Here is a 26724-nt window from a genome sequence, read left to right as displayed (position 1 = left end):
CAAATTCCCGCAAGAAAAAAATATACGGTTAAGGGGAGGGGGGAGCGTTGAGGGAAGTCAACGTGTTGAAGGCAGTGCAATTAAGCGCGTGACAGGTGTTTGCGCATCCTTTCACCGCTAGCATTTGAACCGTCATTCCGGCGAAGGCCGGAATCCAATTTTGCTTGCAGCCGGCTAGCGCTTGCGTGCACCCGCCAACAAGACGCGACGAACTTGGATCCCGGCCTTCGCCGGGATGACGGTCTTGCGGCTGGTGACTAAAGGAAGAAGGAGGTGCGAAAGTCGTTCAAAAAACAGAAGGGGCGCCTTCGCGCCCCTCCATTCATTCAGGCCTCAACAACACGTGGCCCGTTTCCCGCCGTAGCGCGCCTCCTGCCGCTCGCGGAAAAACTCCTCGTACGTCATCGGCGTCTGGTCCGGATGGGTACGCTCCATGTGCGCCAGGTAGGTGTCGTACTCGGGCAGGCCGACCATCAGGCGCATGCTCTGCCCGAGGTACTTGCCTGCCTGCTTGCCAGCGTCGAGGAGGGCGCTGATCATCACGGCACCTGCGGGTTGGGCATGGCGACGTACGGGGTCTCCTTCGTGGTCGGGCCGCTGCTGCCGCGGGCGGCCAGGATGGTGCGCACGCCGTAGAACAGCACCGAGATCACCACCAGCATGAAGAAGCCCGCCAGCGTGGCGTCGACGTAGTCGTTGAAGATGATGCGTTCCATCTGCTCGACCGTCTTGGCCGGCGCCAGCACCGTGCCGGCGTCGTGCGCGGCCTGGAACTTGTTGGCGTGGGCGATGAAGCCGACCTTCGGATTCGGATCGAAGATCTTCTGGTAGCCGGCGGTCAGGGTGCAGGCCAGCAGCCAGATGGTCGGTACGATGGTGACCCAGGCGTACTGCGCACGCTTCATCTTGAACAGCACGCAGGTGCCGAGGATCAGCGCGACGGCGGCCAGCATCTGGTTGGCGATGCCGAACAGCGGCCACAGGGTGTTGATGCCGCCCAGCGGATCGACCACGCCCTGGTACAGGAAGTAACCCCAGGCCGCCACGCACAGGCCGGTGGCCAGCAGGTTGGCCGGCAGCGACTCGGTGCGCTTCAGCGACGGGGCAAAGGCGCCCAGCAGGTCCTGCAGCATGAAGCGGCCGGCGCGGGTGCCCGCATCCACCGCGGTCAGGATGAACAGGGCCTCGAAGAGGATCGCGAAGTGGTACCAGAAGGCCATCATGGCCTGGCCGCCGATCACGTTCGACAGGATGTGGGCCATGCCCACGGCCAGGGTCGGGGCGCCGCCGGCGCGCGAGATGATGGTGTGCTCGCCGACGTCGCGCGCCATCTGTTCCAGGGTTTCAGGGGTGATCACGAAGCCCATCTGCGACACGGCTGCTGCCGCCGACTGCGCGGTGGTGCCCAGCACCGCGGCCGGGCTGTTCATGGCAAAGTAGACGCCCGGGTCGATGGTCGATGCCGCCACCAGCGCCATGATCGCGACAAACGATTCCATCAGCATGCCGCCGTAGCCGATGAAGCGGGCGTGGGTTTCGTTCTCCAGCATCTTGGGCGTGGTGCCCGAGGAGATCAGCGCGTGGAAGCCCGACACCGCGCCGCAGGCGATGGTGATGAACAGGAAGGGGAACAGGTTGCCCGACCACACCGGACCGGTGCCGTCGATGAACTTGGTGGTGGCCGGCATGCGCAGTTCCGGCGCGACGATCACGATGCCGATCGCCAGCGCCACGATGGTGCCGATCTTGAGGAAGGTGGACAGGTAGTCGCGTGGCGCCAGCAGCAGCCAGACGGGAATCACGGAAGCGATGAAGCCGTAGCCGATCAGCATCCAGGTCAGTTCGGTGCCGGTGAAGGTGAAGGCCGGGCCCCAGGTCGGCGAATCGTGCACCCACTGGCCGCCGATGATGGCGAGCATCAGCAGCACGAAGCCGATGATCGAAACTTCGCCGATGCGGCCGACGCGCACGTAGCGCGAGTAGATACCCATGAACAGCGCGATCGGAATGGTCGCCATCACCGTGAACGAACCCCACGGCGAACCGGTGAGCGCCTTCACGACGATCAGGGCCAGCACGGCCAGGATGATCACCATGATCATGAAGCAGCCCAGCAGCGCGATCAGGCCCGGGATCTCGCCCATCTCGGACTTGATGAGGTCACCGAGCGAACGGCCGTCGCGGCGGGTGGACATGAACAGGACGATGAAATCCTGCACGGCGCCGGCGAACACGACGCCGGCCAGGATCCACATCATGCCCGGCAGGTAGCCCATCTGGGCCGCCAGCACCGGGCCGACCAGCGGGCCGGCGCCGGCGATCGCCGCGAAGTGGTGGCCGTACAGGACGTACTTGTTGGTCGGGACGTAGTCCAGGCCGTCGTTGTACTTGTAGGCCGGGGTCTGGCGCAGCGGGTCGAGCCCGAGCGCCTTGTAGGCGATGAATTTGCTGTAGAAGCGGTAGGCGATCAGGTAGACGCAAATCGCGGCGGCGACGATCCAGATCGCGTTGATGGTTTCGCCGCGCTTGACGGCGATGAACCCGAGCGAAAAGGCGCCGAGGATCGACAGGGCGATCCAGCCGAGCGAGCTCGACATTCGTTTCATGGTGCTCCTCCGAGGATGGATTGGAATCCGTATTGATTACTTATCGTGGCCGGCCGCATGCGTATTGACCGGCGGTTTTAGGGACAGCGTACCGGCGAGTATGTTGCACGAATATCAGCACCGCAAGCGCATGATTACGCAGTGCCTGCGTAGTACTACGTAGCTGCCGGGCCCGGCAGCCTTGCAGTTTCCACCGTAAAATGTCGGGCTGACACAACCGTAGGGTGGGCGGATTTTCCGCCCACGCGGTGATAGTTAGCTGGAAAGCGCCACGTACGATGATTTCACCACTGGTCGACCGCGTGGGCGGGAGATCCGCCCACCCTACGACGCAAATATGAAACTCAGGCAGAAGGTGATCGTGCTGGCGATCGGGCCGCTGATCGTGGCCCTGTGCGCGATCGCCCTGTTCGTGCGCCAGCAGGCCGCCGAACTGGCGCAGCAGCAGCGCGCCACCATCCAGCGCGCCTACCTCGCAAGCAAGGAGGCCGAGCTGCGCCACTACGTGGCCCTGGCCACGCAATCGATCGGCCACCTGGTGCGCTCGGGCCGCAAGGACGCCGCCACCCTGGAGGAGGCCAAGCGCATCCTCGGTTCGCTCAGCTTCGGCGACGATGGCTACTTCTTCGTGTACGACATGCAGGGCCGCAGCCTGATGCACCCGCGCCAGCCCGAGCTGGTCGGCACCGACATGTGGGACTGGCGTGACGCCAATGGCGTGCCCACCATCCGGCGCCTGATCGAACGCGCCCGCGCCGGCGGCGGCTTTCACCGCTACACCTGGGCCAAGCCCTCATCGAACCGCGCCGCGCCCAAGCTTGGCTACGTGGTGCCGATCGAGCACTGGGGCTGGATGATGGGCACCGGGATCTACCTCGACGACGTCGAAGCCGCGCTGGCCCAGGTCGACGCCCAGCAGTCGCGCAACATCGGCGAGACCCTGCTGTGGATCGCTGGCCTCGCAGTGCTGGCCTCGGTGGCGGTGGCCAGCGGCGGCCTGGTGCTGAACCTGCGCGAGCTGCGCGTGGCCGACGCCAAGCTCAAGGCCCTGGCCCAGCGCGTGGTCGAATCGCAGGAGGAAGAGCGGGCACGCCTGTCGCGCGACCTGCACGACGGGATCAGCCAGGCCCTGGTCTCGGTCAAGCTGCAGCTGGAAGCGGGCCTGATCCGGCTGGACGGCGACGCCACCCAGCAGCAGGCCGCGCGCGACGCGCTCGAACGCACGGTGGACCAGGTCAAGTCGGTGCTGGGCGAGGTGCGCCGCATCTCGCACGACCTGCGTCCGGCCCTGCTGGACGACCTGGGCCTGGCGCCGGCGCTCGACCACCTGGCCAGCGAGTTTGGACGCCACAGCGGCACTCCGGTGCGCTTCCACGTCGAAGGGACAGTCGACGGGCTGCCCGAGATGGCGGGCACGGTGCTGTTTCGCATTGCCCAGGAAGCGCTCACCAATGCCGAGCGCCATGCCGGCGCGCGCCAGGTCGAGATGCTGCTGGCGCGCCGCGGCCGCTGCCTCAGCTTGAGCATCGCCGACGACGGCGTCGGCTTCGACGCCCAGGGCATCGCCCAGCACCCACAGCGCGGCATCGGCCTGCGCAACATGATGGAACGGATGGAAGCCATCGGCGGCCTGCTCGCGATCGAGTCATCGCCGCTCGGCACCCGCGTGGTGGCCAGCATCGATTTGAAGGAACAGACATGAGCGACGCTTCTGACATCAAGATCCTGCTGGTGGACGACCATCCGTTGGTGCGCGACGGCCTGCGCGCCCGCCTGGAAGCGGCGCCGCGCCTGCGCGTGGTGGGCGAGGCCGGGTCAGGCGAGGAAGCCATCGCGCAGGCCGGCGCCTGCCGTCCCGACCTGGTGCTGATGGACGTGAACATGAAAGGCGGCAGCGGCATCGAAGCCACGGCGCGCCTGCTCGAACACTATCCCGACATCCTGGTGCTGATCCTGTCGATGCACGACAAGCCCGAATACGTGGCCCAGGCCATGGCGGCCGGCGCGCGCGGCTACGTGCTGAAGGACGCGCCCGGCAAGGACATCGTGCTGGCGATCGACACCGTGATGGGCGGCGGCATCTACTACAGCGCCGCGTTGGCGCGCCAACTGGCCAACCCGGCGCCGCAGGACACGCTGCTGACGCTGCGCGAGCAGGAAGTCCTGAGGCACATCGCCGATGGCCAGTCGAACAAGCAGATCGCCCGAGCCCTCGACCTGTCGGTGCGTACGGTCGAAACCCACCGCCTCAACATCAAGCGCAAGCTCGGGATCGAAGGGCAGGCAGAGCTGATCCGCTTCGCCGTCCAGCGTGCGGAAAATGGTGGTTATCCGTGAGTATGTACGAATAGTATCTATAAAGAAACAAAAGGTGTTGCTTTCTGATAATCCGTCGAATAAGATTGACCGAATATCATTCGGAGCCGCACTGAGAACCCCATGGCCGAGCTGGACCCGTTTCCGCTGGTAGCAATCGACCCGGTCGCCAATGGGCAGAACGAGTGGGTTGCGCTTTGCCTGCGGATCCAGCCGGGCGCGAACCTGGCGCAGGAGCTGCAGGCCGTCTTCGGCACGCCGGACCTGCTGGCCGCCATCGCGCCGCTCGACGGGCTCCTGATGCTCGACCATCCCGCCGCCTTGACCCCGCCGGTACTGGCACTGACTCCGGCCAACCGTATCGGCTTCGTCGTCGCTGCTTCTACGCTGGCGGAAGATGGCGTCGCGCGCCGCCTCACCGAACTGCACGAACTCGGCTACCGCCTGTGGCTGGACGGCACGCCGCCGGCCGGCGTGGCCGTGCCGCCCGCGCTGCGCACCATCGCGCGCGACTACCGGCGCGACGGCCTGCCGCCGGCACGCCCGGCGGCGCTGTTCGGCCCGCACATGGTGCGTGGCGTCGACAGCGTCAAGGCGTTCGCAGACAGTGAAATGGCAGGCTTCGACTGGTTCAGCGGCGACTATCCCTGCGACCCGGCCGCCGCCGGCGACACCAACGACGGCACATCGCGCCGCCGCATCCTGACCTTGCTGGGCCTCTTGTCGCGCGACGCCGATTCGCGCGAACTCGAACTGCAGCTCAAGCAGGATCCGGCCCTGTCTTACCACCTGCTCAAGCTGGTCAACTCGGCCGCTTTTGCCGTGAGCACGCAAATCACCAGCTTCAACCAGGCCATCAGCCTGCTGGGAAGGCGCCAGCTGCAGCGCTGGCTGCAACTGCTGCTGTACGCGCGCCAGCACGCCGACGGGCTGCCGAACCTGCTGCTGCCGCTGGCGGCGCGCCGCGGCGCCCAGCTGGAGGCGCTATGCAAGGAGAGCGGGGGAGACCGCGACGCCTGCGACCTGGCCTTCATGGCCGGCGTGTTCTCGCTGCTCGACCGGCTGCTGCACATGCCGATGGCGGACATCGTCGCCGACCTGCACCTGCCGGAGCACGTATCCAGCGCGCTCCTGGCGCGCAGCGGACAACTGGGCGCCTGGCTGCGCCTAACCGAAGCCCACCCGTCCCGAGCGGACCTCGAGGCGGCGGGGATTGCCCCCGCCGACTGGTGGAACAGCCAGTTGAATGCCTACCACTGGGCCATCCAGGTGGGCCGGAATGTCTGATATGCACGCACTCGTACCAGTAGACGCAGCTCTTGATTTTGTCGGTGGTACGGGCGCCGTGTGTGATGCCGTGCTGCGCCTGCGTGGCGAAGCCCTGCACGAGACCCTGGGCCGCATCGCGGCCGACCTGCTCGCCAGCCCGCACGGCCGCTTCCTGCCCGGCGCCGGCATCGGCACCGCTCCCGGCATCGGCCCCGTGCTGCGCCAGGTGGTGGCCGGCAGCACCGAACAATTCGGCATCTATGAAGTGACCGGCCGCGACGCCTACGGCCCCGACGATGCGCGCCTGCTGGCGGGCCTGGCCCACCTGACCGCATCAATGCTGCAAGTGCATTCGCTGGCGGTGCGCTCGACCCACGCCTACGCGCAAATGGAAGCCCAGCTCGCGCACCAATCGCAAATCCTCGACCAGATCCACGAGTCGGTGCTGACCATGGATCAGATGGGCTACATCACCAGCTGGAACCGCGGCGCCGAAGAACTGTTCGGCTACACCGCACTGGAAGCGATCGGCCGTAACATCCTGTTCCTGTATGCCGACGAGGAAGAGGAATTCCAGGATTTCTTCGCCGAGCGGGGCGGGCGCATGATGGAAGTGCGGCGCCGCAAGAAGTCCGGCGACGTGTTCTGGGCCAGCCTGTCGCTGTCTCCCTTGCGCGACCTGGCCGAGCGCCCAATCGGCCTGATCGCCTACCTGACCGACATCACCGAGCGCAAGCAGGCCGAGGAACAGCTGCACCATCTGGCCTATTACGACGAACTCACGGGTCTGCCAAACCGCACCCTGTTCGCGCGCCTGGTCGACCAGGCCCTGATGGTCGCCCAGCGCAACGAGGCCGCCGGCTGCGTGCTGTTCATGGACCTGAACCGCTTCAAGCGCATCAACGACACCCTGGGCCGCAAGATCGGCGACGAACTGCTGCGCCAGGTGGCCCAGCGCCTGCGCGACACCCTGCGCGACGAAGACGTGGTGGCGCGCCTGTCCGGCGACGAATTCGCCGTGGGCCTGTTCGACATCCGCCAGCACTTCGAGGCCACCACGGTGGCGCAGAAGCTGCAGGCCGCGCTCGACGCGCCGTTCTTCATCGCGGGCCACGACCTGCGCGTGGGGGCCAGCATCGGCATCAGCGTCTATCCGCAGGACGGCAGCGATGCCGAGACCCTGCTGGGCCTCGCCGACATCGCGATGGAGCGGGCCAAGCAGCTCGACGCCAACCCGGACCGCAGCGTCGCCTTCTACAGCCAGGACATGAACCAGGGCATGCAGGAACGCATGCGCATCGAATCCGGCCTGCGCCACGCGCTGGGCAACGGTGAACTCACCCTGTACTACCAACCGAAGTTCGAGATCGGCACCGACCGCATCGTCGGCGCCGAAGCGCTGGTGCGCTGGGTGCACCCGGAGCGCGGCATCGTGCCGCCGGGCGAATTCATTCCGCTGGCCGAGAGTACGGGACTGATTGTGCAGGTTGGGGAGTGGGTACTGGAGCAGGCCTGTGCCCAGGCTGCGATCTGGCAGAGGGCGGGCATCGAGCCGCTGCGCCTGGCGGTGAACGTGTCGGCGCGCGAGTTCACGCCTTCGCTGCCGGGACGCGTGGCCGATACCCTGGCGCGCTATCAGCTGGATGCGTCCTGGCTCGAGCTGGAGATCACCGAGAGCACGCTGATGCACGACTTCGAGCGCGTCACCGCAATCATGGACGACATCCACCAGCTGGGCGTGGCGTTGTCGCTCGATGATTTCGGCACGGGGTATTCTAGCCTGTCCTACCTGAAGCGCTTCCCGATCGATACCTTGAAGATCGACCGCTCGTTCACGACCGGGATTCCGGAAGACCAGAGCGACTGCGCGATTGCGGGGACGATTGTCAGCATGGCGCAGCAACTCGGGCTGCGGGTGATTGCTGAAGGGGTAGAGACGCTGGAGCAGCTGGCCTTCCTGCGCGAGTCGGGGTGCGATGAGGTGCAGGGCTACCTGTACAGCAAGCCGCTGCCGGCGGCGGACTTCGAGCGTAGCCTGAGGGAGAACTGGCTGCTGGTTGCCTGATTCCCTTCACCGGGCACAGATGTTTTATGTATAATGCCCGTTCCTCAAAGGAAGCGTGGCCGAGTGGTTGAAGGCAGCAGTCTTGAAAACTGCCGACGGGGGAACCCGTTCGTGAGTTCGAATCTCACCGCTTCCGCCACATTAACAACTGTCCAATAAAACGTTTTCTAATTCGACAACCGTACAATTTCTGGACGATTGCCGAGCTGTCAATTATTTTTTTAGGATTGTGTAAATGCGGTTCCATGCATTTTTGCATGGCGAGAAGGTACCAAAATCATTGCGTCGGCTGCCAGACAACGTGTCGCCAAGCATTGCCTTGCAAATGAAGAATCTTGTGTTCGTTTGGTACCCATCCGACCGCCCCTTGAGCATCTCCTACAAGTACGCATTGGCATTCTCCACTGTCGGTGTCCCAGACCCGTACCGATCCGTCCCACGAGCCGGTGACGATTCTTCTACCATCCGCTGAAATATCGCATGAGATCACGCCGCTCTCATGTCCCCAGATTACCCGAATACATTCTCTAGACACCAAGTCCCATACTCTAATCGAGTCGTCCCACGATGCAGAGACAAGTCTGCGTCCGTCTGCCGACGTGGCGCATGACTTAACTGCACTTGTGTGGCCCGAAAGAGTCGCCAAACATTTACCTGATTGCAAGTCCCAAAGACGTAAATCGCTGTCATGCCCTCCTGAAATGAGGTAGGTACTATCAGCCGAAAAGGCACATGCAGCAATTCCATTCTCATGTCCTTCAAGCTTATGGAGCACTACCCCGGTGTTTGCTTCGCAAACCGTTAAGGTACCATTAGTGCCGCCTGCCATTACGAAAGAGCCGCAGGGCGATATTGCACAACTGAGCAATTTTTCGTCCGGTATAGTAAAGATGCGAAGGCAATTGCCTGAACTTGTATCCCAGAGTTGGAGCGTTCCATTAAAAGATCCGGTTATTAATCGATGTCCATCATATGCGAATTCACAATGCTCAGTGTGGGCAGATTCAATGGTTAAAATATGAAGACACTGTCCTGATTCGCCATCCCAAATACGTATGGTCTGATCGTATGAGCCTGATGCTAATTTTCTGCCGTCTGCAGAGATTGCGCAAGTCGAAGCAGAGGCATGATGTCCTTGCAAAAGACGAGGGGGGGCTTCAGAAAAAATGTCCCAGACACGAAGAGCCTCATGCGAAGCTGCTATTAAACGACGACCATCTTGGGATACTCCACAAGAATTCACCCAATCTATACGACCACCCATTTCGAGTAAACACTCTCCCGAGCCGGTATCCCATAGCTTCAACGTATTATCGCCAATGCTAATGATTTTCGAACCGTCAGATGAAAAGCTACAGTCATCGACTCCGTCATCGTGACCAATAAATACTCCGACATATTCACAAGTTGTGGTGTCCCAAACTTGGAGGAAACCATCGTCAGAGCCTGAGATGACCAATTTGTCATCAGGGGAAATGGCGAGGCTAGTTATTGAAGCGACATGTGAATCGAGGATGTTAAGACACTCTGCCGATGCAGCATCCCAAATCCTCACAGTGCAATCTATCGAACCTGACAAAAGCATGCGACCATCACTCGAGAACGAACAACAGGTGACTGCTTCAGTATGCCCAACAAAATCACGAACAATCTTGCCACTTGCCAAGTTCCAAATTGCTAGTTTATGGTCAACTCCACCGGTAGCGAAATGGGCCCCATCAGGCGAGAACGCACACGATGCAATAGGATACAAGCCATCGCCTAAGTGACTTAAACATTTACCGGATGCCAACTCCCAGATTCGCAGTGTGGAATCCATAGATGATGAAATAAGCAAATTTCCGTCTGGCGAAATTACACATGCTTCAATGCTCGCATTATGGCCACTAAGTATTCGCGTACATTTACCGGTTTTAACATTCCAAATGCGAAGTGTACCATCCCGCGAACCTGATATTATTAAACTCGAGTCTGGTGTAAATCCGCAGCAGTTCACTGGGGCGTGATGTCCATGCAAAAGTAGCAATCGTTCGCCCGTTTGACTGTTCCAGAGTCGCAATGTATTGTCTCCGGCACCAGATACTAGAGTAAGCCCATCCGGCGATATCGCGCAGCATGAAGTCCAGTTTACGTGCCCTTGTGACAGCGTCAAAGTCCCCGGCCCACCGGGCCGTTCGCCGATGAAGCGGGAACGCGAGGCGTCCATCCCATCGGGCGTTACCGGGCATTGGAGAAAGTGTGCCCCCATTAGCTGCGCGCCAGTCCAGTACTGTGGCAATACTTGCTCCTGCTTCCGCGAACTCATGTCTGGCGGAACATCTTTCTCGATTGATGTGTTTCGGAATACAGATCCTTTCAAATCTGCGTTCAACCAAGAAGCCTTTTCCGCGCGACAGTTTAGAAATTCAATCTGCGTTGCTACCACATCATTGAGTTGTGCGCCTTCAAGAGATACGTGCCAAAATCGGGCGCGACGAAGCCGCGCATTAGAAAACTTAGCTCGATTCATGTTAAAGCGAGGACGAGCTTGCGCAGAATCTAAAATTGCTTCATCTAGTACGCCAAAATGCCAGTCGCTTAAATCAGCGCTCCGCAAGTCCATGCCTACCACCGATTGCATAGGCCAACCTTTTCGATAAGCGCGGAGGGCATATGACAGTTGCATTTCGCTTGCGTACTTAAGATATGGAGTGCGCCATGTGGATAGAATGGCTAAAGCACTTTTTCCAGCCGCAGGGCTTGGTTCCGCCGTCGAATCCTCCATGAGCATTTGACCAAGGAAGTCGAGGGTCTCGTCACTTACTAGCGGCATGGCCCAAAGGTTTCTCGCCTCAATTCCAATGTTGCTTTGCGATTTAAGCGCGCGCAGAAGATAATCGGCTAAAAAAAATTCCTGCAGTGAACTATGCGCGAATTCAAAGCGACTGTCTTCCGGCTTTTGGCCGTCATGTCTTTTTAGAAAAGTGGAATTGCGCAGATCTTCCTGGAGTAAGTCTCGTGGAAGTCTCTGAAAATCTGCGTGTGGACCTTGATCGGCTAGCCATTGTCCTAACCATAACTCCAGATCATGCGCCCGCAAACCACGTCGGCTTATTTTCCACAAGTGTGCCGCGAGATCTCCGGCGAGACGCTCTTTGTCCTCAGGTTGAAAACTTTGCTTTTCTTTGTCGCGGATAAGCCATTCTCGTGCGACTTCCCGGTATAGTGTTGCGCCAGTAATTTGACGACCTTCCGTTCGCCATTGTTCAATACGCGGAATAAACTGTGCAACGAGCTTCAGCGTGAACGGACGAGCTGCTAGCTCGCGCAAATTGTGTACTGATTCGACAAGCTGCATTAGTCGTTCAGGATCCTCGCTCGGGATGACAGCTTGCAAATAAGCGCGAATATCATCATCGCGAAATGGCTGTAACAGTAAGGCACGATATTGTTGAGCCGGACTTGCTCCGCGATGATTCCCAACAAGGTGGTCATTTTGTTCTGCAAAGTTGCGGAAGAACTGGGTTCGGCAGGTCAACAGTACACGTACTTGCTCATTCGGATTTTGGTTAGTAGACCTTGCGCGAGCCTCGGGAAGTATTTTTAGCAGGTTTGCGGTAAAGCTTAGCCCCTGTTTCTCTCCAATGCGTGACAATACTTCATCAAGGCCATCAAAGATGACCACGGCACCTTGATCAATCGTACGTAGCACCTCTTCGTATCGAGGTGATTCACCTCCTTCGTGCAAATATCCGTGCCGAAGACAGTCCTCAATGCTTTCTTGTAGCGTTGGAACATGTCCAGGGCTATTTGAAGAAGCAGCGACGACCCTCTCGACCTTTCGAAGGTCGAAATATAAGGGCGCTGGTAACTGCTCGCCACGTTCACGGCGCTCGTGTAATGCTTGGGCGATCCGTTGGCATGTAATAGTCTTGCCCATACCGTAGTCACCAAGTAGGGCGTATAAAGGCCTACCTTGCGGATCTTGAACCCAACTGATTATGTCATCAAATGCGACAACCGTCGGGGCAGCCTCTGTTCGTTCCGTATTCCATGCATCTGGAGGTTCTGAAATCGAATCGAGATTAAAGGGCAAGGCTGTTTGTCGCTCAACCCAATGGGGCAATCCCTTGGAATCAAGTAACATTTGGCGATGCGATAAGCTACGCGAGGCTCGAACTTTAGACTGACTTACTCCATCTGGGCGCGACGAGGTCTTGTTCTTTGCATCGCCTTCGTTATAAAGGCCACCATCGGCTAGTAGCGCTTTAACAACCTGCGCAGCATTTGCTGCAGCATCCTGTTGTTGCCGCTTTTTATTTTTGCTCTTGTTTCCGTCGGCCCAATCGCAAATTGCTTTTACGACAACCCAGTCGACTGGATGTCCGTCGAGAGCAGCATGGACTCCTACCGCTTCCATTTCTCCGCCGATAATGTCGTCCTGCCCAACTTCTTTCTTTAAACTTTCTCTATAGTCGATGTTGTCGACTAGTTTTTCACCACTTAACAAACCGCCAAACCTCACCTGTGGCCAGAATGCCCCCGTTATACTGTTCTGATATCGTTGATCTAGGTGATGCAGTGCTTTAATTAATGCTCGTGAGCCAGGAGGCCTTGCCCCTCGAAAACTCACTAGTCCGTTCCTATGAACTTTCGCCAGTTCATAATTGCAAATGAAGTTCGAGACTAATACTTGACCAAGTGATTGATTTGTTTCGTCCACTCCGAACGCGATTCCAACTGCGATTACCGCCGCGGGACTATACGCTCTATATACATCACTTACTGCACGTTGCGATGCATGGTTTCCTTGGTGATGGCAGTGGTAGTGCAAAACCGTGAGTCCACCGTGCAAACCCAAATCGTCGACAGCAACTCCTTCGTCGCGTCGAACGACTGGTTCGCCCTCGTTCTGCCAAAATGTCTTCCGGATCGCAGCATATTCGTAGTCATTAAAGGTAACTAACACTACGTTTCGCGCGCCGACTACTACTTGCCCGACTTGTCCGGGGATTAGCCTGCTGGGTTCAATAGCACGTAGGCCTTCGACATCAGCCTTCAGGTCTGGTTGCACGCCAACAAAATATAAGCGCTGGTTAGCAATATTTTTATTTCTGCCGCCTCTGAATGCAGCTTTAATATTTAGGGAGTTTTGTTGTGCCGCAGTCTCAATTGTGTTCAAAAGTTTTTCTAGTTGCGCGTTTGCGCTGGTGGTGTCGGCTAAAGGAAAGAGGGTCTCGTGTACGACCTGGACGAGTACGGAGCCGTCCTCGTCCATTTTTGCGGTTAACTCGTTAATCAGTGCCAAGACCTTCTGAGGAATTTTATCCCGTATGCGATTGAATGCATTCGACGCTTTTGCGCGGCTAAGCGGCACATTTTTTCCATTATGTTTATTTGGCATTTTTTTGATTTTTTCCATTGGTTGCGTTAGGCAAAGTGGGCATTAGTAGAGCGCTGATCTGAGTGGAGTGGTATTACCGCGTGTTGCATGTGGTTGAGTGGATTCCTTAGCTTAAGTTTCAGCGCTTGAACGATAATGAATACAAGCATGACGTTCAGAATTTAGGCCGAGGTCGAGATATTATGCCGAGGTATCATAGTTGTGGATTATTTGAGCTTTGATTGGAGCGCCGGCGAATACTGTTCGATTGCGTTCGACACTTGGATCCCAAGGTCGCAGTCCTTGATCCTTGCTGAGCCTGATGCGATGGACCTTCATGGCATCGATGACGTCGGTCAGGTCGGGATCGGTAACGAGAATCGGCAAGGTCTGCTGCGCTTCGAGGAAGAACTGACGGCGCAGACCATCACCCTCGCTCAGGAATGCCTCGCTCCACCATGCGCTGATCGTGTCGCTCGCACGCTCCAGCGCAGCCTGAGTAACGAGTCGATTCGATTTCTGGATATTGATCTGCCGTGCCGCCGGCATCAGGTTCCACGCATCTCCGCACGGCCACGCAGCAAAGGGGAAGCAGTGGTCCACGTCGTATTCGTCGCGCAGGCGCTGGCCTGACCAGACGCAGTACACCGGCTTGCCGGCTGCGCGCATGCGTTCCACCGCAGCCCGGGCAAAGCTGGTATCGCGCGCAGGGTCCACCCAGGTGAGCATTGAGTACGCGAGCGTGCGGATGTCTGGGCGGCCGTCATTGCAGTAGGACTCGATCAATCTGACCCATTCCGAGACCAGCACAGGCTCGATCCACACGTTGTAATGCGTCAGCGCCTGCCAGATCTCAAGCGGGATACGGAAGTCACCGAACGACCACAGGAACGCTTCATCGATCTGCAACTGGGCAGGCGTCGAAATCATGCGGCGCCGCGATACGTTGAAGACCTGCTCGTCGCTGGATTGCCAGCGTAGGTGCGTGACCGGCATATCGCGGATGACTTCCGAAATTTTCGACAGACTCCGATGCAGGTGTTTTGCAGTCTGCCCATGAAACACGGAGCCGATGCGCAGTTCGATCGGCGAAATGGGCATGAGTGCCGTGAAGTCGTCGTTGATGAAACCGGGTCCGGTCTCCAGCCGAGAGACCGACATTTGCGGCAAGTCGTTTTTAATCAGCGGCTTGTACATGCGCATCCAGAACAGCGCGACCACACCGAGCGGGACGACAACGACATCCGCTTCATGGCGCGCCAGGCCGGCCGCGGTATCCGCAATGCGCGCCAGAACGCGCAGCAGTCCGATTTTGTACGTCGAGGACTTCCTGTCGGTCAAGATCAGATGCCGCAGCAAGGGGAGGGCGCCCAGCCCGTCGTCGGGCAGGCCCAGAACGACGGTGGTCCATGACACCTCACTCCTGCCAAGCCTGTCCGCGCTGTCGCTGGTGCAGACGATGCGCAAGCCGAACTGTAGGGCCAGGTTCGACAACTCGGGCAGGGAGACTGCATACATCGCCCGCTCGGTGTCGGGCGCGCCAAGCCGCAGGCTGATCGCGACGCGTCCCTTCGGCGCCAGCAAGGTTGCCAGCTTTCTCAACGCGCGCTCACGCGCTGCAGGCGCAACATGCATCCACACGGCGGAGAGGAGAATGAGGTCGAAACTCAGGCCCAGGCGACGAACGTTCGCGAGGTCCGGCAGGCTGTCGGCGATCCAGTGGATGCGGTTAGAGGGATGCAGTTGGCGCGCACGGGTGAGCATGGCCTCTGACGGCTCGACAGCGACCACGTCATACCCCTGCGCAGCAAACCAGGCAGCATCGCGGCCGGAACCGGATCCGACGTCGAGCACTGTTGCGCCGGCCGGCGGCAGGATGTCGAGGAGGTCGCCGTGCACGTCCTCGAAAGCAAGCGACTCATATTGTTCAACCAGTTGATCTGCATGCTGGTCGTAATGAGGAATGGTCATGAGCGCTTGTTCATTATTGTTGGGCCACCAGTTATTGTAGTTTGGAAAGCCTTTTTTAGATATTCAAATTCGGCTGTATTAATGTTTTGATAAGTAGAAAGTGAACTTATGCGTACTGTTTGACGCATTTTCGAGCTTTTTGTTGCGAAATGCCGATTTAGTTGCACCTGAGTCACGAGAATTAAATGTTCGCAATATAAAACTTGCCACAGGGAATGACCGGGCCTTACCATGTGCAAATACGTTTTGTCAGATGGCCAATCAGGCCGTCAGTCTTACCTGAGGTTTTGATTGAAAATGCTGAACCGTTTGCCCGTAATGTGGAAGGTCTTGGTTGCTCCAGGAATTGCCATGGTGTGTATGGCGATCTACCTCGCCTTCACCGTCGTCGTATTCCAAAACAATAACGTGAGGCTCGAAGACGTCCGCGACGTGCAGTACCCCGCGCTCGATGCGATGACGGAAAACGCAGCTGCCCTTGACAAGATCATCGACGTCCTGAACACCGCCGCCGCGGCAGGCGAGCCGGAACAGCTGGCCCAAGCCGACGCCCTGGCCGCCAAGGTCAAGGACAACTACCAGCGCCTGGGCAAGATCGATACCGCCCGCGCCGACGAACTGGCGCGCCTGTCAAACGAATTTGGCAGCTACTACAAAATCGCACGCGACGTGTCCGACATGATGGCGCAGCAGACCGGTATGCCATCGAAGGACAAGATGCAGGCCATGGCCGCCGCGCTGGCCACTTACCGCAAGGACGCAGCGAGCTTCCGCAGCGCGGCCAAGGAGCGTTTTGTTGCCACCGTGGGCGACGCCACCGCGGCCGCAGACCGCGCCATCCTCGGCGGCGCGCTGATCGGCGCCATCGGCCTGGCCCTGACGCTGGCCTTTGCCGTCCTGGTAGCACGCACGCTGCTGCGCCAGATGCAGCAGGCCGTGAAGGTGGCCGAGACGGTGGCCGCGGGCGACCTCACCAGCACCATCGACGACAGCGCCACCGACGAAACCGGCAAGCTGCTCAAGGCACTGAAGCACATGAACAGCAGCCTGGTACGCATCGTCGGCGAGGTGCACACGGCCACCGAGACCATCGCCGTCAACTCGGCGAAGATCGCGCAGGGCAATGGCGACCTGTCGGCCCGCACCGAACAGCAGGCGGCGACCCTGGTGCAGACCACGTCCGCGATGGGCGAACTGACCGGCGCCGCGCGCCAGAATGCCGACAATGCGGTGCAGGCGAATGAGCTGGTCGGCTTCGCCGCCGGCGTGGCGACCCAGGGCGGGGAAGTGGTCGGCCGCGTGATCGCGACCATGGATGCGATCCACGCCTCCTCGCGCGAGATCGCCGATATCGTCAGCGTCATCGAAGGCATCGCCTTCCAGACCAACCTGCTGGCGCTGAATGCCGCGGTTGAGGCGGCGCGGGCAGGCGAACAGGGTCGCGGCTTTGCCGTGGTGGCAAGCGAAGTGCGCAACCTGGCGCAGCGCTCCGCGGCGGCGGCCAAGGAAATCACCTCGCTGATCGGCCGCTCGGTCGAGCAGGTGGAACTGGGCACGCGCCTGGCGGGGCAGACCGGCACCACGATGGACGAAATCGTGGGCAGCGTGCGCCGCGTCACCGAGATCATGGGCGCGATCGCCGAGGCGAGCAGCGCACAGACCACCGGCATCTCGCACATCAACGATGCCGTCGCCCAGATGGACCAGGACACCCAGCAGAACGCCGAACTGGTCGAAGAGACGTCCGGCTCCGCGGCCGCGCTGCGCGAGCAGGCGGCCAATCTGGCCCAGGCGGTAAGCGTGTTCGTGCTGGCGCGTGACGCATCGGCAGCAGCGGCACCAGCGGCGCCGGCCGCGCCGCGTGCAGGCGCCAAGCCGCTGGCGCTGGCGGCGAACGAGGCATCGGCCCGACGCCGCGCCTGATCTTTCCCCCAACCGTTTTCTGTAATCGTCCCGGTTGACGCCGGGGCGCTTGCCGACCCACGCCTGGCCTCGCGGCCGGGGCTTCATCACCACCAACCACGACAACATGAATAAAGCTTCTACAGCAGCGGCCTGCGCGCTCGCCTTGGCCATGCTCGCCGCGTCGCCGGCGCACGCCGAGATCGGCGTCATCGTCTCCGCCAAATCGACCCAGGCGCCCCAGCTGGCGCAGGTGTGTCAGGCCTTCCTCGGCAAGGTCAAGTCGCCCACGCCGATCAACCTCAGCGAGAAGAATCCGCTGCGCGACGAATTCTTCGCCAAGGCCTGCAAGAAGGATCCGGTCCAGGTGCAGGCGATGTGGGGCAAGCTGATCTTCACCGGCACCGGCACGCCGCCGAGCGAAGTGGGCAGCGTCGAGGCCATGAAGAAGGCCGTTGCCGCCGACCCGAACGCCGTCGGTTACATCGACAAGAAGGATGCGGACGCCAGCGTCAAAGTCATCGCCACCGCCAATTAACCCAGATGAGCAAGAACGAAGAATGAAGAAACTGATTATCGCCGCGCTGCTGTCCAGCGCAGGCATGGCGCATGCCGACGACCTGACCTTCTCGGGCTTCGCAACCCTCACCGCGGGCAAGGCCTACAGCGGTTCGCAGGGCGAATACATGGGCAATGCCTGCCCCTGCTTCATCGGCAACTACGAGCACGGCGCCGTCTACAACAAGGGCAACTGGAGCTGGACCAACGAATCGCTGGTCGGCCTGCAGGCCAAGTACCAGTTCACCGACAAGCTGTCGGGCACCGTGCAGGCCGTGCTGCGCGCATCCGAAAACAGCAAGCCCGACGTCGACTGGGCCTATCTGTCCTACGACCTGACGCCGGAGACCACGATCCAGGCCGGCCGCCGCCGCCTGCCGATCTACGCCTATTCGGACAGCGTCTACATCGGCTACACGCTGCCTTGGGCGCGCGTGCCGCAGGATATCTACGGCTGGGAGATCGGCGCCTACAACGGCGTGAACATCCGCCATTCGCGCAGCGTCGGCGACTGGGCCGTGACCGGCAACGTCTTTGCCGGCCAGGAAACCACCCGCGACAATATCGAGCAGCGCAAGATATTCTACGGCCACCGCGTCGACGACGACTGGAAGAACATCCTGGGCGGCTACGTCGACGTCTCGAACGAGGTGTTCGGCGCGCGCCTGATCTACATGCAGAACTCGATCAACCTGGGCATCTACGAGCCGGGCGAAGAGCCGGTCTACCAGAAGGGCACGCGCCAGCGCATCATCGGCCTGTCCGGCAGCATCGACTACGGCAACTGGATGGTCCGCGCCGAGGCGAACCGTTTCATGCGTCCTTCGCTGGACTACAAGTCCAAGAGCCTGACCGCGACCGTCGGCTACCGCTACGGCAAGTTCACGCCGATGGTCGGCTTCTCCAAATACGAGGAAAAGCTGACCCCGACGTACACCGAGACCCAGAACGACAGCACGCGCTTCGTCGGCGTGCGCTGGGACTTCCGCAAGAACATGGACCTGAAAGTGCAGTGGGATTCGGTCCAGGATTCGAGCGCGTATGACTTCACCAAGAACGCCAAGATGTTCACGGTGACGATGGACGTGCTGTTCTGATCCATCCCCCGGTCACTGCCGGCCCCACACTTCGCCGGGCCGGTAGTGGACCGCAGTATCACCCTGTGCGCTGCTGGTCGCCTGTCGTTCTTGCAGCGCGCATCCATGCAAGAAGTCGCTCGGTGCTGATCTCCTGGATCAGCAGTTCGCCGCCATTCGCCTTGATCAGACCGGCGGTCAAGCCTGCCGCAGCCGGCGCGCCAAACGCGCTCAGCACCTCGGGCGCAAAGCGCTGCACCGAGTGCACATCGTCTACCAGCAAGCCGATCGTGCCCGCGCCATGCCGCACCAGGATCACCTGCCCATCGAGAGGCCACGCGCGCTCCTGGCCCGACACCATGCGCGCCAGGTCGAACACCCACACGAAATGGCGCCGGCCCTGGTCCGGCCCGGCATCGAGCATGCCGATCGCACCGCCGGAAGCAGGGGCGCGCTTGACCCGCGCGAACGGCACTGCCTCGACCACGGCGGCGGCGTCGAGGGCCATCAGCGCGCCGTCGACCAGGAACAGGGCATAGTCACGCCCTTGTTCGTGCTCGGTGCGCACGCGCACCTGGCTTGATCGTGCCAGCTCGGCCTGCGAGCGCACCGGGCCGAAGGATTGCAGCACGACCGAGAACACGGGCTGTTCGCGACCAGGGATCGTCCGGAATTCGCGGTAGCCCTGCGCACTGGCGCATGCAGCGACGCAGTACTGGCCGTCATGCACGACGATGCGCGCTGCGCGGCCATGCTGCGCCGCTGTGTCGAACAGGTCTGCGTCCAGCGCCAGTACCGCGCCTGCCGGGTAGCCGGCGTCCGTCCCGGACAGCACCCGCCCGCCTGGCTCGACAAAAAAGGCATGCATGGCGGCGCGTCCGGCCACGCCGCCGTCGAGCATGTTGCGCAGTTCGACAGCGCTGTCGAAGACGATGCCGATACCGCCGATGACGTTCGCATCGTGCTCGGGGTGGCGGATCGCGGCGTGGTAGACGAAGGTCGGGCGGCCGTCATACAGCGGCGACGGCCCGAAGGTTTCGGCAACATGGTCCGACTCGCTGCGCAGGCCCATCACGGCGCGCAGGGTGTCGTCGGCGATGTGGCTGCCGACAAGGTCCTGCGGGCCTGTCGCGGCCACGATGCATCCGTGGCGGTCGTACACCACAAGGCGGCTGTACACGGTGTACAGGCCGTTGATGTGGGCGAGCAGGGCGCCGATCTGGACGCGCTGCTGGCCCGCGTCTGTGGCTGCGAGTGCCTGGCGCAGCGGTCCGGCCAGGGCCCACCAGCGGCAATCGTTGGCACGCTCGTACAGGCTGCGATCCAGCATGTCGACCAGCAGCTGCGCGGTGAATGCGGCGGCCTGCAGGCTCGACGCCAGCACGGTCTGGTACAGGCCTTCGATCGATTGCGAGAAAGCCGCGTCGCTGCGCTCGCCGGTCTCGGTGATCTCGTCGAGCACGGGGTACAGGCGCCGGATGTCGCCGGCGTCATCGCTGCCGGTGCGGATGCTGGTGACCTTGCCGTTCCAGACGATGCGCTTGATGGCCTGGGTCGCGCCTGTTACCGAGGACATCAAGGCATGCAGCGCCGGGTTGAAGCTGCGCGCATGCGACAACAGCCCTTGCAGCATCTCGGGCGCCAGCTGCGACGCCGCATCGCGGCGTGGACGGCGAAAGGCCAAGTCGAGCGGCACCATGACCTGCGTCTTCCAGCCCGGCGGACCGGGATAACCCTGGTAGCCGCCTGACGCCAGGGTGCTCACCAGGTATTCGCGGCCGGCAAACAGGCGCGGCGCCGCCGTGGCTTCCAGGTTAACTGGAACCCGGACGCCGGGCGCGATCCACAGCGGATCGGCGCTGCTGATGACACGGTCGTCGGCATCGAGCAGCAGCATGATGGCGCGTCCCTCGGGATCGCCGTAGGCGGCGAAGACAGCGGCAAGTTCGTGCGCGAAGTGAAAGCTGAGGCACAGCACGCCGGTCACGGCGCCTGTATCCGGGTGGCGCATGGCCTGGGAATACAGCAGCGCGCGCTCCTGTCCGGGCCGCAGGTCGCTGGCACGGAAGGTCTCGAGGTAGCCCGGCGCGGCCAGGGTCGCGGCCACCAGCGGGTCGCTGCTGCACGAGAGGGGTGCGTCGGGAGCCGCCCGCACCAGCATCGTGCCGTCCGGCGCCAGCAGCAGGATGTCGTCATATACCGTGTACTTGTCGCGGTAGGCCGCCAAGCGCCGTTGCGCCGCGGCGCGGTCGGTGCTCTGGCCCGCGACGAAGCGGCACAGGTCGCGGTCGACGGCGAGGAAACCGACATCGGCGGTGCGCTCGAACAGGTTGCGCACCAGGAGATCGAGCGCGTACTGCGCGCGGGTGGCGGCCTCGCCCAGCACCTGGCGCACCTTTTCGGCCACCATGTTGGCGACCAGGTCGCGTTCCAGCTGCACCAGATCGGTGCGGGTGGCCAGGACCGCCGGCAACAGCAGGCGTGCCTCAGACGGACAATTCATCTTGGCCGAGGCCTCGATCAGGCGCCAGGTCTGGTGCAGCTCGTGCAGCGCCGCCTGGCGCTGTGCGACGTCGGGCATGCAGGGAAGGAGGGTGTCGACAAGCTGCTCGGTTGGTTCGTGGTCCATGTTCTGCTCATGAAAAGAATTCTTTCCTAAGAGCAAAATGCGTGCCAATCGGCTGGGCGGCGCAGGCTCAGACCTTGACCACGTCGCCCAGTTCCTGTGCGGGGTGGATGGCAGGTGCTGCCTTGTCGGAGCTGACCCCGGCCGGCCGGCCCTTGCCGATCAGCGTGCAGAATATGCCGGGCATGGAGCGCATTGCCAGCGCATACAGGCCGACCACGATCAGCGTGACGATCACCGGCGCCATGATCCAATAGAGCGGGTAGGGGATGAAGTCGCCGAAGCGGCGGTACAGCAGATTGACACCCACCAGGATCGGCGCATGCGCGAGGAACAGGAAGAAACTGTACTTGCCCATTCGGGCCAGCCATTGCCCGAACGCCGTGGGTACCAGCAGGGATGCGGCGGGCCAAACCAGTACCGGCGCCACCAGGCGCAGGTAGTTGGTATTGATGATCTTGAAGTACACGACCGCAGCGCAGCAGGCGAAAAATACCGCAAGCAAGGCAGGTGCGAAACGGTCCAGGGCTTCCATGTCCCATCTCAGCACCGCGGCCAGCCCGCCCAGGTAGAAGACCGGACCCATCACATCGCGCATCACCAGCGGGCCGTCGAGATTGTTGTAGAACACCAGCAGGACCAGGATCAGCCCCAGGAAGGGCGTCTTGCGCAAAAGGTAGCCGAACAGGGGCGCAAGCAGCATCAGGACCAGCAAATCGCGCAGGAAGTTCAAAGGGTAGTTGATTGGCGGGCCTGCGAGACCGAAGGCGACGTTCAGCCACCCTGCCAGTCCTGTGTGGGATACAGCCGGCGTCGTCACGCCGAGCATTTCCCTGACCAGCAGGAAGCCCGCCAGTACGCCGAGATTGAACACCAGGTAAGGCAGCAGCAACGACCGGGATTTTTTGCGTAACAGTTCGACAGGACGGAGGTCGAGCCCGGCGCGAAACAGCAGGTATGCGGAAATGAAAGTGAGAACCGGGACGCTGGTGCGGAAGATCGCATGCTGGCACAAGGCCACCACGAAGTCGAATGGACCCGTGCCGACATCCTCGAGCCGGACGTAAGGTGGCGTATGCAACAACACCACCCCGAAAATCATGAGAAAACGAAGTAGCGAAATGCGTTGTTGTAAGAGCGGCGACAAATGCATATTGGACATGATGCTGACAATTTTGCAATCTTACATTGCTAATTAATCAATTGTCTATCTACAATTTGTTGTGCATACGAAAACTTTGCCGGCGCGCCGACTCAGGCCTGCATGGGTTCATCGTCACTGTCCGCAGGCGCGTGCCCCGCGGCGAGTACGGCCGATCTGGCGCGTCGCAGGTAGGCCATGGCCTCCTTGAGGGCGGCATCGAACCTGTCGCCCAGATGCAGGAATTCCATTCCGATCGGGAACAGGACGAATTCGATCCACACCAGCGGCCCCAGGGCAAACCAGTAGTAGCTCACGCCCACCAGCGCCAGGATGACCACCGCATAGATCGTCGCCAGAAGCAGGTGCGGCGCCAGGCGTTCGATGCCATGCTTGAAGGCGAGCGCCAGTTGCCCCATTCCGGCCTGCCACGCGTTGTCGTAGCGGGAGGATCCCGGTTGCCAACCGGCCAGGCGTCTCGCGACCCGCTTGCGGACTCGCTCCGGCAGGTCGAACGCCAGCTTGGCGGCGATCACCGCCGAAATCACCAGTACCGCGAGCACGGTGAACAGGCTTGCAAGGCCCCACCATGGCTGGCCGAAATCACCGCCGGTCTTCGGCGCGCCGTCGAAGGACAGCAGGTTGTCCAGCGCCATGGCATGCAGGAAGGGGCCGGGGATCCTGCCGTGGTAGGGAGAGAGGATCACGTCGGCATTGCTTTGCAAATGGGTGCCGTAGATCACGTACTTGCCACGGATGGCATCAGCCAGCCCATCCTCGTCGAGCCCGTGCACGCGCTTGAGCGTGCGCACCGGCAGCTGCTGCTGGTAGGGGCAGAGTGGATCGCTCGGTTTGCCGATCGGCGACAAGCGCGTCCAGTGCCATGAGGCGGAGCATGGGGCGCCGGGACCGCCCGGCCGCACGTCGCTGTTGAGCCATTCGAGGTTGCGCGGATCGCTGGCGGTTCCCCACACCAGCGCCATCGGCTCGGCCGCTACTGCCGGCGCCAGCACGTGGTCCAACTGGTAAAGGCGCGCGGCCGGCGACGGGAATGGGCGCGCGCCGGCGCCGCCCGTGGCAGGAACGTCGAGATCGTACTCCCACACCGACTGGTCGTAGCCGTCGATCCGCAGGTTCAGGTAGGCCGCCTCGATGCAGGGGAGCTGGCGGCCCGCCACCTCGACCCGGCGATCCAGCATCGCCCGCTCGGTTCGGGATGCCGTCAATCCGGCGCTGCCGAAGGAGCCGACGAAGACCGGGACACCGGCCACGCGCGCTGCGCAGGCCGCGTCGATGAATCCGGCCAGGTCGGGATCCTTGCGGTCGTCGAGAAAGATGATGTCGAAGAAGACCGCCCGCGGCTGGTAGTTGAGCAGCTCGCGCAGGCGCCGCTCGTGGAAGCCGAGCGGCACCGGCCAGACCTCACCGTAGGCAGCGAGGTCCTGGTCATCGATCACCATCACCGTGATCCGGTCGCGCCCGGTGGTGGGGTAGCTGTCCGTCAGGATCGGTCCCCAGATCCGGGTCATCACCCGCTTGGCGCCTTCCGCCGCCGGCATCCATTGCGACAGGTAGGCGCAGGCCAGGCCAAGGACCACGTAGATCGACAGCAGGCGCCAGAAACCACTGCGCTCTTCCTCCGTCGATGCGGTCTTCACCAGCGACAGTCCGCTCATTTGACGACGCTCGCCTTATTGCATTCGTCACGCATATCGATATAGGTGGTATGGCAGTACGTCACCAGTTCGCTTGCCCGCTTGGATTCGTTGGCCCGGGCGTACAGGCCGATGGTTTTCGGCAGGGTGCTGCGCGCCAGTTCAAATTTCTTGTCGGTCGTTGCCAGCAGCTGCAGGGCGCGGTCGCGCTTGCCGGTTTCGAGGGCGAGCTTGATGCTGTCCTCGTAAGGCTTGAAGCTCATGGCTGCCTCGCTCGCGATCAGGGCCTGTTCGAGCTCGTCGGCGCGCAGCGCAAGTTGCGCCGACGGGTCGCTCGGTACCGGAGGAGCGGCCTTGGCCTTCCTGCCCTTTCTGGCGGGCGCCGGAGGCAGCATGGCGCTCGCGACCTCGGGCGCGAGTGCGCTGGAATAGCGCACCGCCCGGGCATACCCGTAAAACAGAAGCCAGTTGTTGCGGTTCACGTGCGCGAGGCCGATCTTGCGCGTGATTTTGTCGCCGAGCGTGATAGCTGCCCTCATGTCGTCCGGCTTCATGCTGGAGTACAGGTTCTCCAGCTGGAAGGCATTGTTGTACATCTCGAAGAGCTCGACATTGCGCTTGTCGAGCGCCACCTTGCGGTAGTCGGTCGACACCGGCGCCTGGGCGTCCTCGTACCAGTCGGCGGGATAGTGCTTGGCCACGTAGCTCGACACCTTGGCGAGGCGCGCCGCCGGGTCGGGATGGGTCGCGGTGAGCATGCCCTGCAACTGTTCGCCCAGCTGGCCGGCGATGCCGTTGATGGCGGCGTCGATCTTGCCTTCCTTGAGCGAGGACTCGACGTCGTCGCGCATGGTCTTGAGGCGGGCGTCGTCGCGTTCTTTCTGCACCAGTTCGGCGCTGCTGTTCAGTTCGAGGAAGCGCTTGACGCCTTCCTGATAGGAATAGCCGGCCGCCCGTGTCAAGTCCACGGCGACGGCGTCGGCCTCTTCTTCCTGTCCGCGCTTCCAGGCGGGATGCAGCATGCCGTCCATGATCTCGACCATGTACTGCATCTTCCTGAGGTTGTTGGTCGCGCGCTCGGGCAGGGCGATCGTGCCCTGGAGCTTCTGGTCGAGCGCGGTCTTGATCGCCATCCCCTGGGCATAGTAGCGCTGTAGCCACTTGCCGGCGTTCGCCAGGAAATCGCTGTTGTGGTGACCGAGGGCGATGTGAGCCAGTTCATGCGCCAGCAGGGCCGCCAGGGTGTCTTCCTGTCCGTACTTGAAGCTCGCCGCATTCAGGTTCTCGAACCAGCGATAACCGATGTAGATGTTGCCGTCGGCCGTCGTGACGGCAGCCAGGTCGTCGGTGGCCGACAGGTAGACCTTGCCAGGCAGTCCAGGGATGCCCGCCTGCGCCTTGAGTTTCTCCAGCACGCCGTTGGCGTAGGCCTCGAGACTGTCCGAAGCGATCAGGCCATAGCCGCTGGCGCGCTGGTTGAGCAGGTCGCGGTCGGCGCCGATGGCCTGGCTCGACGGCTTGAAGGGCTGCCCAGTCAACTTGGCGAGCACCGGTTTGTCGTTCGATGCGAACAGGCGGGTGAAGAAGTTGCCGGCAGCGGGTTCCGCGGTTTCCTGCGCATGGGCGGAAGCCGCAAGCATCGTCGCGGTTACCAGCAGCACTGCCCGCAGGCGCGGCCGCATCATTTACCGCAACCGCGGTTGCCTCCGCGGATGCCCCCACCGAGTACGGGTGCTGCCGTCTGCGCCAGGCAGCCGGCGCTGATGGCGCGCAGGACGCTGACTTGCGACTTCTTGACCCAGACGCTGTCGCCATCGATCTTCACTTTCAGGAAGCGATCCTCGTCGGCCGTATCGAAGACGTCGAGCGGCAGTTTCACGCCTTCCTTGTCGAGATCCTTCAGCTTGCTGTCGTTGCTGGCGCGCTCATACAGGGCGAGGCGCGGACTGGTGACACCCGTGACGCGAACGATGGCGCCGACATCATCGGCTGCGGCGGATGCCGCCGGCCAAGCCAATGCCGCCCAGGCCAAGGAAAGGATTGCACCGGCTTTGCATGCTGTTGCCACGAGCGATCTCCCAGATATTTACGCTATAAGAAATGGAACAGCATTATTTATTGGAAATTATTTTAATAGCAAGGAGAATGGTATGTATGTGGCAGGAAATACGCGAACT

At 61.5% G+C, this 26724-nt stretch carries 16 protein-coding genes and 1 tRNA gene; 8 read left to right on the top strand and 9 right to left on the bottom strand.

Going from position 1 to position 26724, the window contains the following annotated elements; all coding sequences use genetic code 11:
* Positions 1–333: 333 nt before the first annotated feature.
* Both LK542_RS12525 and LK542_RS12520 read right to left on the bottom strand, forming a co-directional pair.
* Positions 334–540 (bottom strand): YbdD/YjiX family protein, encoded by a 207-nt coding sequence (locus tag LK542_RS12525; protein WP_227800703.1) that lies wholly within the window; start codon positions 538–540, stop codon positions 334–336.
* Positions 540–2606, bottom strand: a complete 2067-nt coding sequence (locus LK542_RS12520) for a carbon starvation CstA family protein (protein WP_227812158.1) — start codon at positions 2604–2606, stop codon at positions 540–542. Before LK542_RS12520 ends, LK542_RS12525 begins: the two co-directional genes overlap by 1 nt.
* Positions 2607–2943: 337 nt before the next feature.
* Between LK542_RS12520 and LK542_RS12515 the strand changes: the two genes are divergently transcribed.
* From LK542_RS12515 to LK542_RS12495, 5 genes are all read left to right on the top strand, one after another.
* Positions 2944–4308: a cache domain-containing protein gene (locus tag LK542_RS12515; RefSeq protein WP_227812157.1), complete on the top strand. Its 1365-nt coding sequence runs from the start codon at positions 2944–2946 to the stop codon at positions 4306–4308.
* Positions 4305–4943: a response regulator transcription factor gene (locus LK542_RS12510; protein WP_227812156.1), complete on the top strand. Its 639-nt coding sequence runs from the start codon at positions 4305–4307 to the stop codon at positions 4941–4943. The genes LK542_RS12515 and LK542_RS12510 overlap by 4 nt, the downstream gene beginning before the upstream one ends.
* Positions 4944–5045: 102 nt before the next feature.
* Complete coding sequence (locus tag LK542_RS12505) at positions 5046–6209, top strand: HDOD domain-containing protein (protein WP_227812155.1); 1164 nt, start codon at positions 5046–5048, stop codon at positions 6207–6209.
* A 1-nt stretch (position 6210) separates the two neighbouring features.
* Positions 6211–8256 carry a bifunctional diguanylate cyclase/phosphodiesterase gene (locus LK542_RS12500; protein ID WP_227812154.1) on the top strand — a complete coding sequence of 682 codons (2046 nt, stop codon included), beginning with the start codon at positions 6211–6213 and terminating at the stop codon, positions 8254–8256.
* Between the two features lie 49 nt (positions 8257–8305).
* Positions 8306–8395, top strand: a tRNA-Ser gene (locus LK542_RS12495).
* Positions 8396–8533: 138 nt separating this feature from the next.
* Here the strand turns inward: LK542_RS12495 and LK542_RS12490 are convergent.
* Together LK542_RS12490 and LK542_RS12485 are read right to left on the bottom strand one after the other, a co-directional pair.
* Positions 8534–13657, bottom strand: a complete 5124-nt coding sequence (locus LK542_RS12490; protein WP_227812153.1) for an NACHT domain-containing protein — start codon at positions 13655–13657, stop codon at positions 8534–8536.
* A gap of 162 nt (positions 13658–13819) precedes the next feature.
* Entirely contained in the window at positions 13820–15589 is a 1770-nt protein-coding gene (locus LK542_RS12485) for a methyltransferase domain-containing protein (protein WP_227812152.1), read from the bottom strand.
* Between the two features lie 360 nt (positions 15590–15949).
* On the opposite strand from LK542_RS12485, the gene LK542_RS12480 reads away from it, so the two are divergent.
* The 3 genes from LK542_RS12480 (at position 15950) to LK542_RS12470 (ending at position 19146) form a co-directional block, all read left to right on the top strand.
* Positions 15950–17512, top strand: a complete 1563-nt coding sequence (locus LK542_RS12480) for a methyl-accepting chemotaxis protein (protein WP_307728965.1) — start codon at positions 15950–15952, stop codon at positions 17510–17512.
* 106 nt (positions 17513–17618) lie between these two features.
* The gene (locus LK542_RS12475) at positions 17619–18029 is read left to right on the top strand and encodes a hypothetical protein (protein ID WP_227812151.1); all 411 of its coding nucleotides are present in this window, start codon (positions 17619–17621) and stop codon (positions 18027–18029) included.
* A gap of 22 nt (positions 18030–18051) precedes the next feature.
* Positions 18052–19146: a hypothetical protein gene (locus LK542_RS12470; RefSeq protein WP_227812150.1), complete on the top strand. Its 1095-nt coding sequence runs from the start codon at positions 18052–18054 to the stop codon at positions 19144–19146.
* A gap of 58 nt (positions 19147–19204) precedes the next feature.
* Here the strand turns inward: LK542_RS12470 and LK542_RS12465 are convergent, their stop codons facing one another.
* From LK542_RS12465 to LK542_RS12445, 5 genes are all read right to left on the bottom strand, one after another.
* Entirely contained in the window at positions 19205–21754 is a 2550-nt protein-coding gene (locus LK542_RS12465; RefSeq protein WP_227812149.1) for a chemotaxis protein CheW, read from the bottom strand.
* A gap of 67 nt (positions 21755–21821) precedes the next feature.
* A complete protein-coding gene (locus LK542_RS12460) occupies positions 21822–22913 on the bottom strand; it encodes an acyltransferase (RefSeq protein WP_227812148.1) in 1092 nt (363 codons plus the stop codon).
* Between the two features lie 92 nt (positions 22914–23005).
* The gene (locus LK542_RS12455) at positions 23006–24568 is read right to left on the bottom strand and encodes a CHASE2 domain-containing protein (protein WP_227812147.1); all 1563 of its coding nucleotides are present in this window, start codon (positions 24566–24568) and stop codon (positions 23006–23008) included.
* Positions 24565–26232 carry a M48 family metalloprotease gene (locus LK542_RS12450; RefSeq protein ID WP_227812146.1) on the bottom strand — a complete coding sequence of 556 codons (1668 nt, stop codon included), beginning with the start codon at positions 26230–26232 and terminating at the stop codon, positions 24565–24567. Before LK542_RS12450 ends, LK542_RS12455 begins: the two co-directional genes overlap by 4 nt.
* A complete protein-coding gene (locus LK542_RS12445; protein ID WP_227800715.1) occupies positions 26229–26615 on the bottom strand; it encodes a hypothetical protein in 387 nt (128 codons plus the stop codon). The genes LK542_RS12450 and LK542_RS12445 overlap by 4 nt, the downstream gene beginning before the upstream one ends.
* Positions 26616–26724 lie beyond the last annotated feature (109 nt).

Origin of the sequence: Massilia sp. IC2-477 (assembly GCF_020707265.1) — a bacterium.
Taxonomy (GTDB): Bacteria; Pseudomonadota; Gammaproteobacteria; order Burkholderiales; family Burkholderiaceae_D; genus Telluria.
This window is presented reverse-complemented; position numbering and strand designations above follow the sequence as displayed.

What these genes read in the sequence shown, in the direction of transcription:
- LK542_RS12525 (WP_227800703.1), bottom strand. Translation starts at nt 540, where the DNA reads ATGATCAGCGCCCTCCTCGACGCTGGCAAGCAGGCAGGCAAGTACCTC.
- LK542_RS12520 (WP_227812158.1), bottom strand. Translation starts at nt 2,606, where the DNA reads ATGAAACGAATGTCGAGCTCGCTCGGCTGGATCGCCCTGTCGATCCTC.
- LK542_RS12515 (WP_227812157.1), top strand. Translation starts at nt 2,944, where the DNA reads ATGAAACTCAGGCAGAAGGTGATCGTGCTGGCGATCGGGCCGCTGATC.
- LK542_RS12510 (WP_227812156.1), top strand. Translation starts at nt 4,305, where the DNA reads ATGAGCGACGCTTCTGACATCAAGATCCTGCTGGTGGACGACCATCCG.
- LK542_RS12505 (WP_227812155.1), top strand. Translation starts at nt 5,046, where the DNA reads ATGGCCGAGCTGGACCCGTTTCCGCTGGTAGCAATCGACCCGGTCGCC.
- LK542_RS12500 (WP_227812154.1), top strand. Translation starts at nt 6,211, where the DNA reads ATGCACGCACTCGTACCAGTAGACGCAGCTCTTGATTTTGTCGGTGGT.
- LK542_RS12490 (WP_227812153.1), bottom strand. Translation starts at nt 13,657, where the DNA reads ATGGAAAAAATCAAAAAAATGCCAAATAAACATAATGGAAAAAATGTG.
- LK542_RS12485 (WP_227812152.1), bottom strand. Translation starts at nt 15,589, where the DNA reads ATGACCATTCCTCATTACGACCAGCATGCAGATCAACTGGTTGAACAA.
- LK542_RS12480 (WP_307728965.1), top strand. Translation starts at nt 15,950, where the DNA reads ATGGCGATCTACCTCGCCTTCACCGTCGTCGTATTCCAAAACAATAAC.
- LK542_RS12475 (WP_227812151.1), top strand. Translation starts at nt 17,619, where the DNA reads ATGAATAAAGCTTCTACAGCAGCGGCCTGCGCGCTCGCCTTGGCCATG.
- LK542_RS12470 (WP_227812150.1), top strand. Translation starts at nt 18,052, where the DNA reads ATGAAGAAACTGATTATCGCCGCGCTGCTGTCCAGCGCAGGCATGGCG.
- LK542_RS12465 (WP_227812149.1), bottom strand. Translation starts at nt 21,754, where the DNA reads ATGGACCACGAACCAACCGAGCAGCTTGTCGACACCCTCCTTCCCTGC.
- LK542_RS12460 (WP_227812148.1), bottom strand. Translation starts at nt 22,913, where the DNA reads ATGTCCAATATGCATTTGTCGCCGCTCTTACAACAACGCATTTCGCTA.
- LK542_RS12455 (WP_227812147.1), bottom strand. Translation starts at nt 24,568, where the DNA reads ATGAGCGGACTGTCGCTGGTGAAGACCGCATCGACGGAGGAAGAGCGC.
- LK542_RS12450 (WP_227812146.1), bottom strand. Translation starts at nt 26,232, where the DNA reads ATGATGCGGCCGCGCCTGCGGGCAGTGCTGCTGGTAACCGCGACGATG.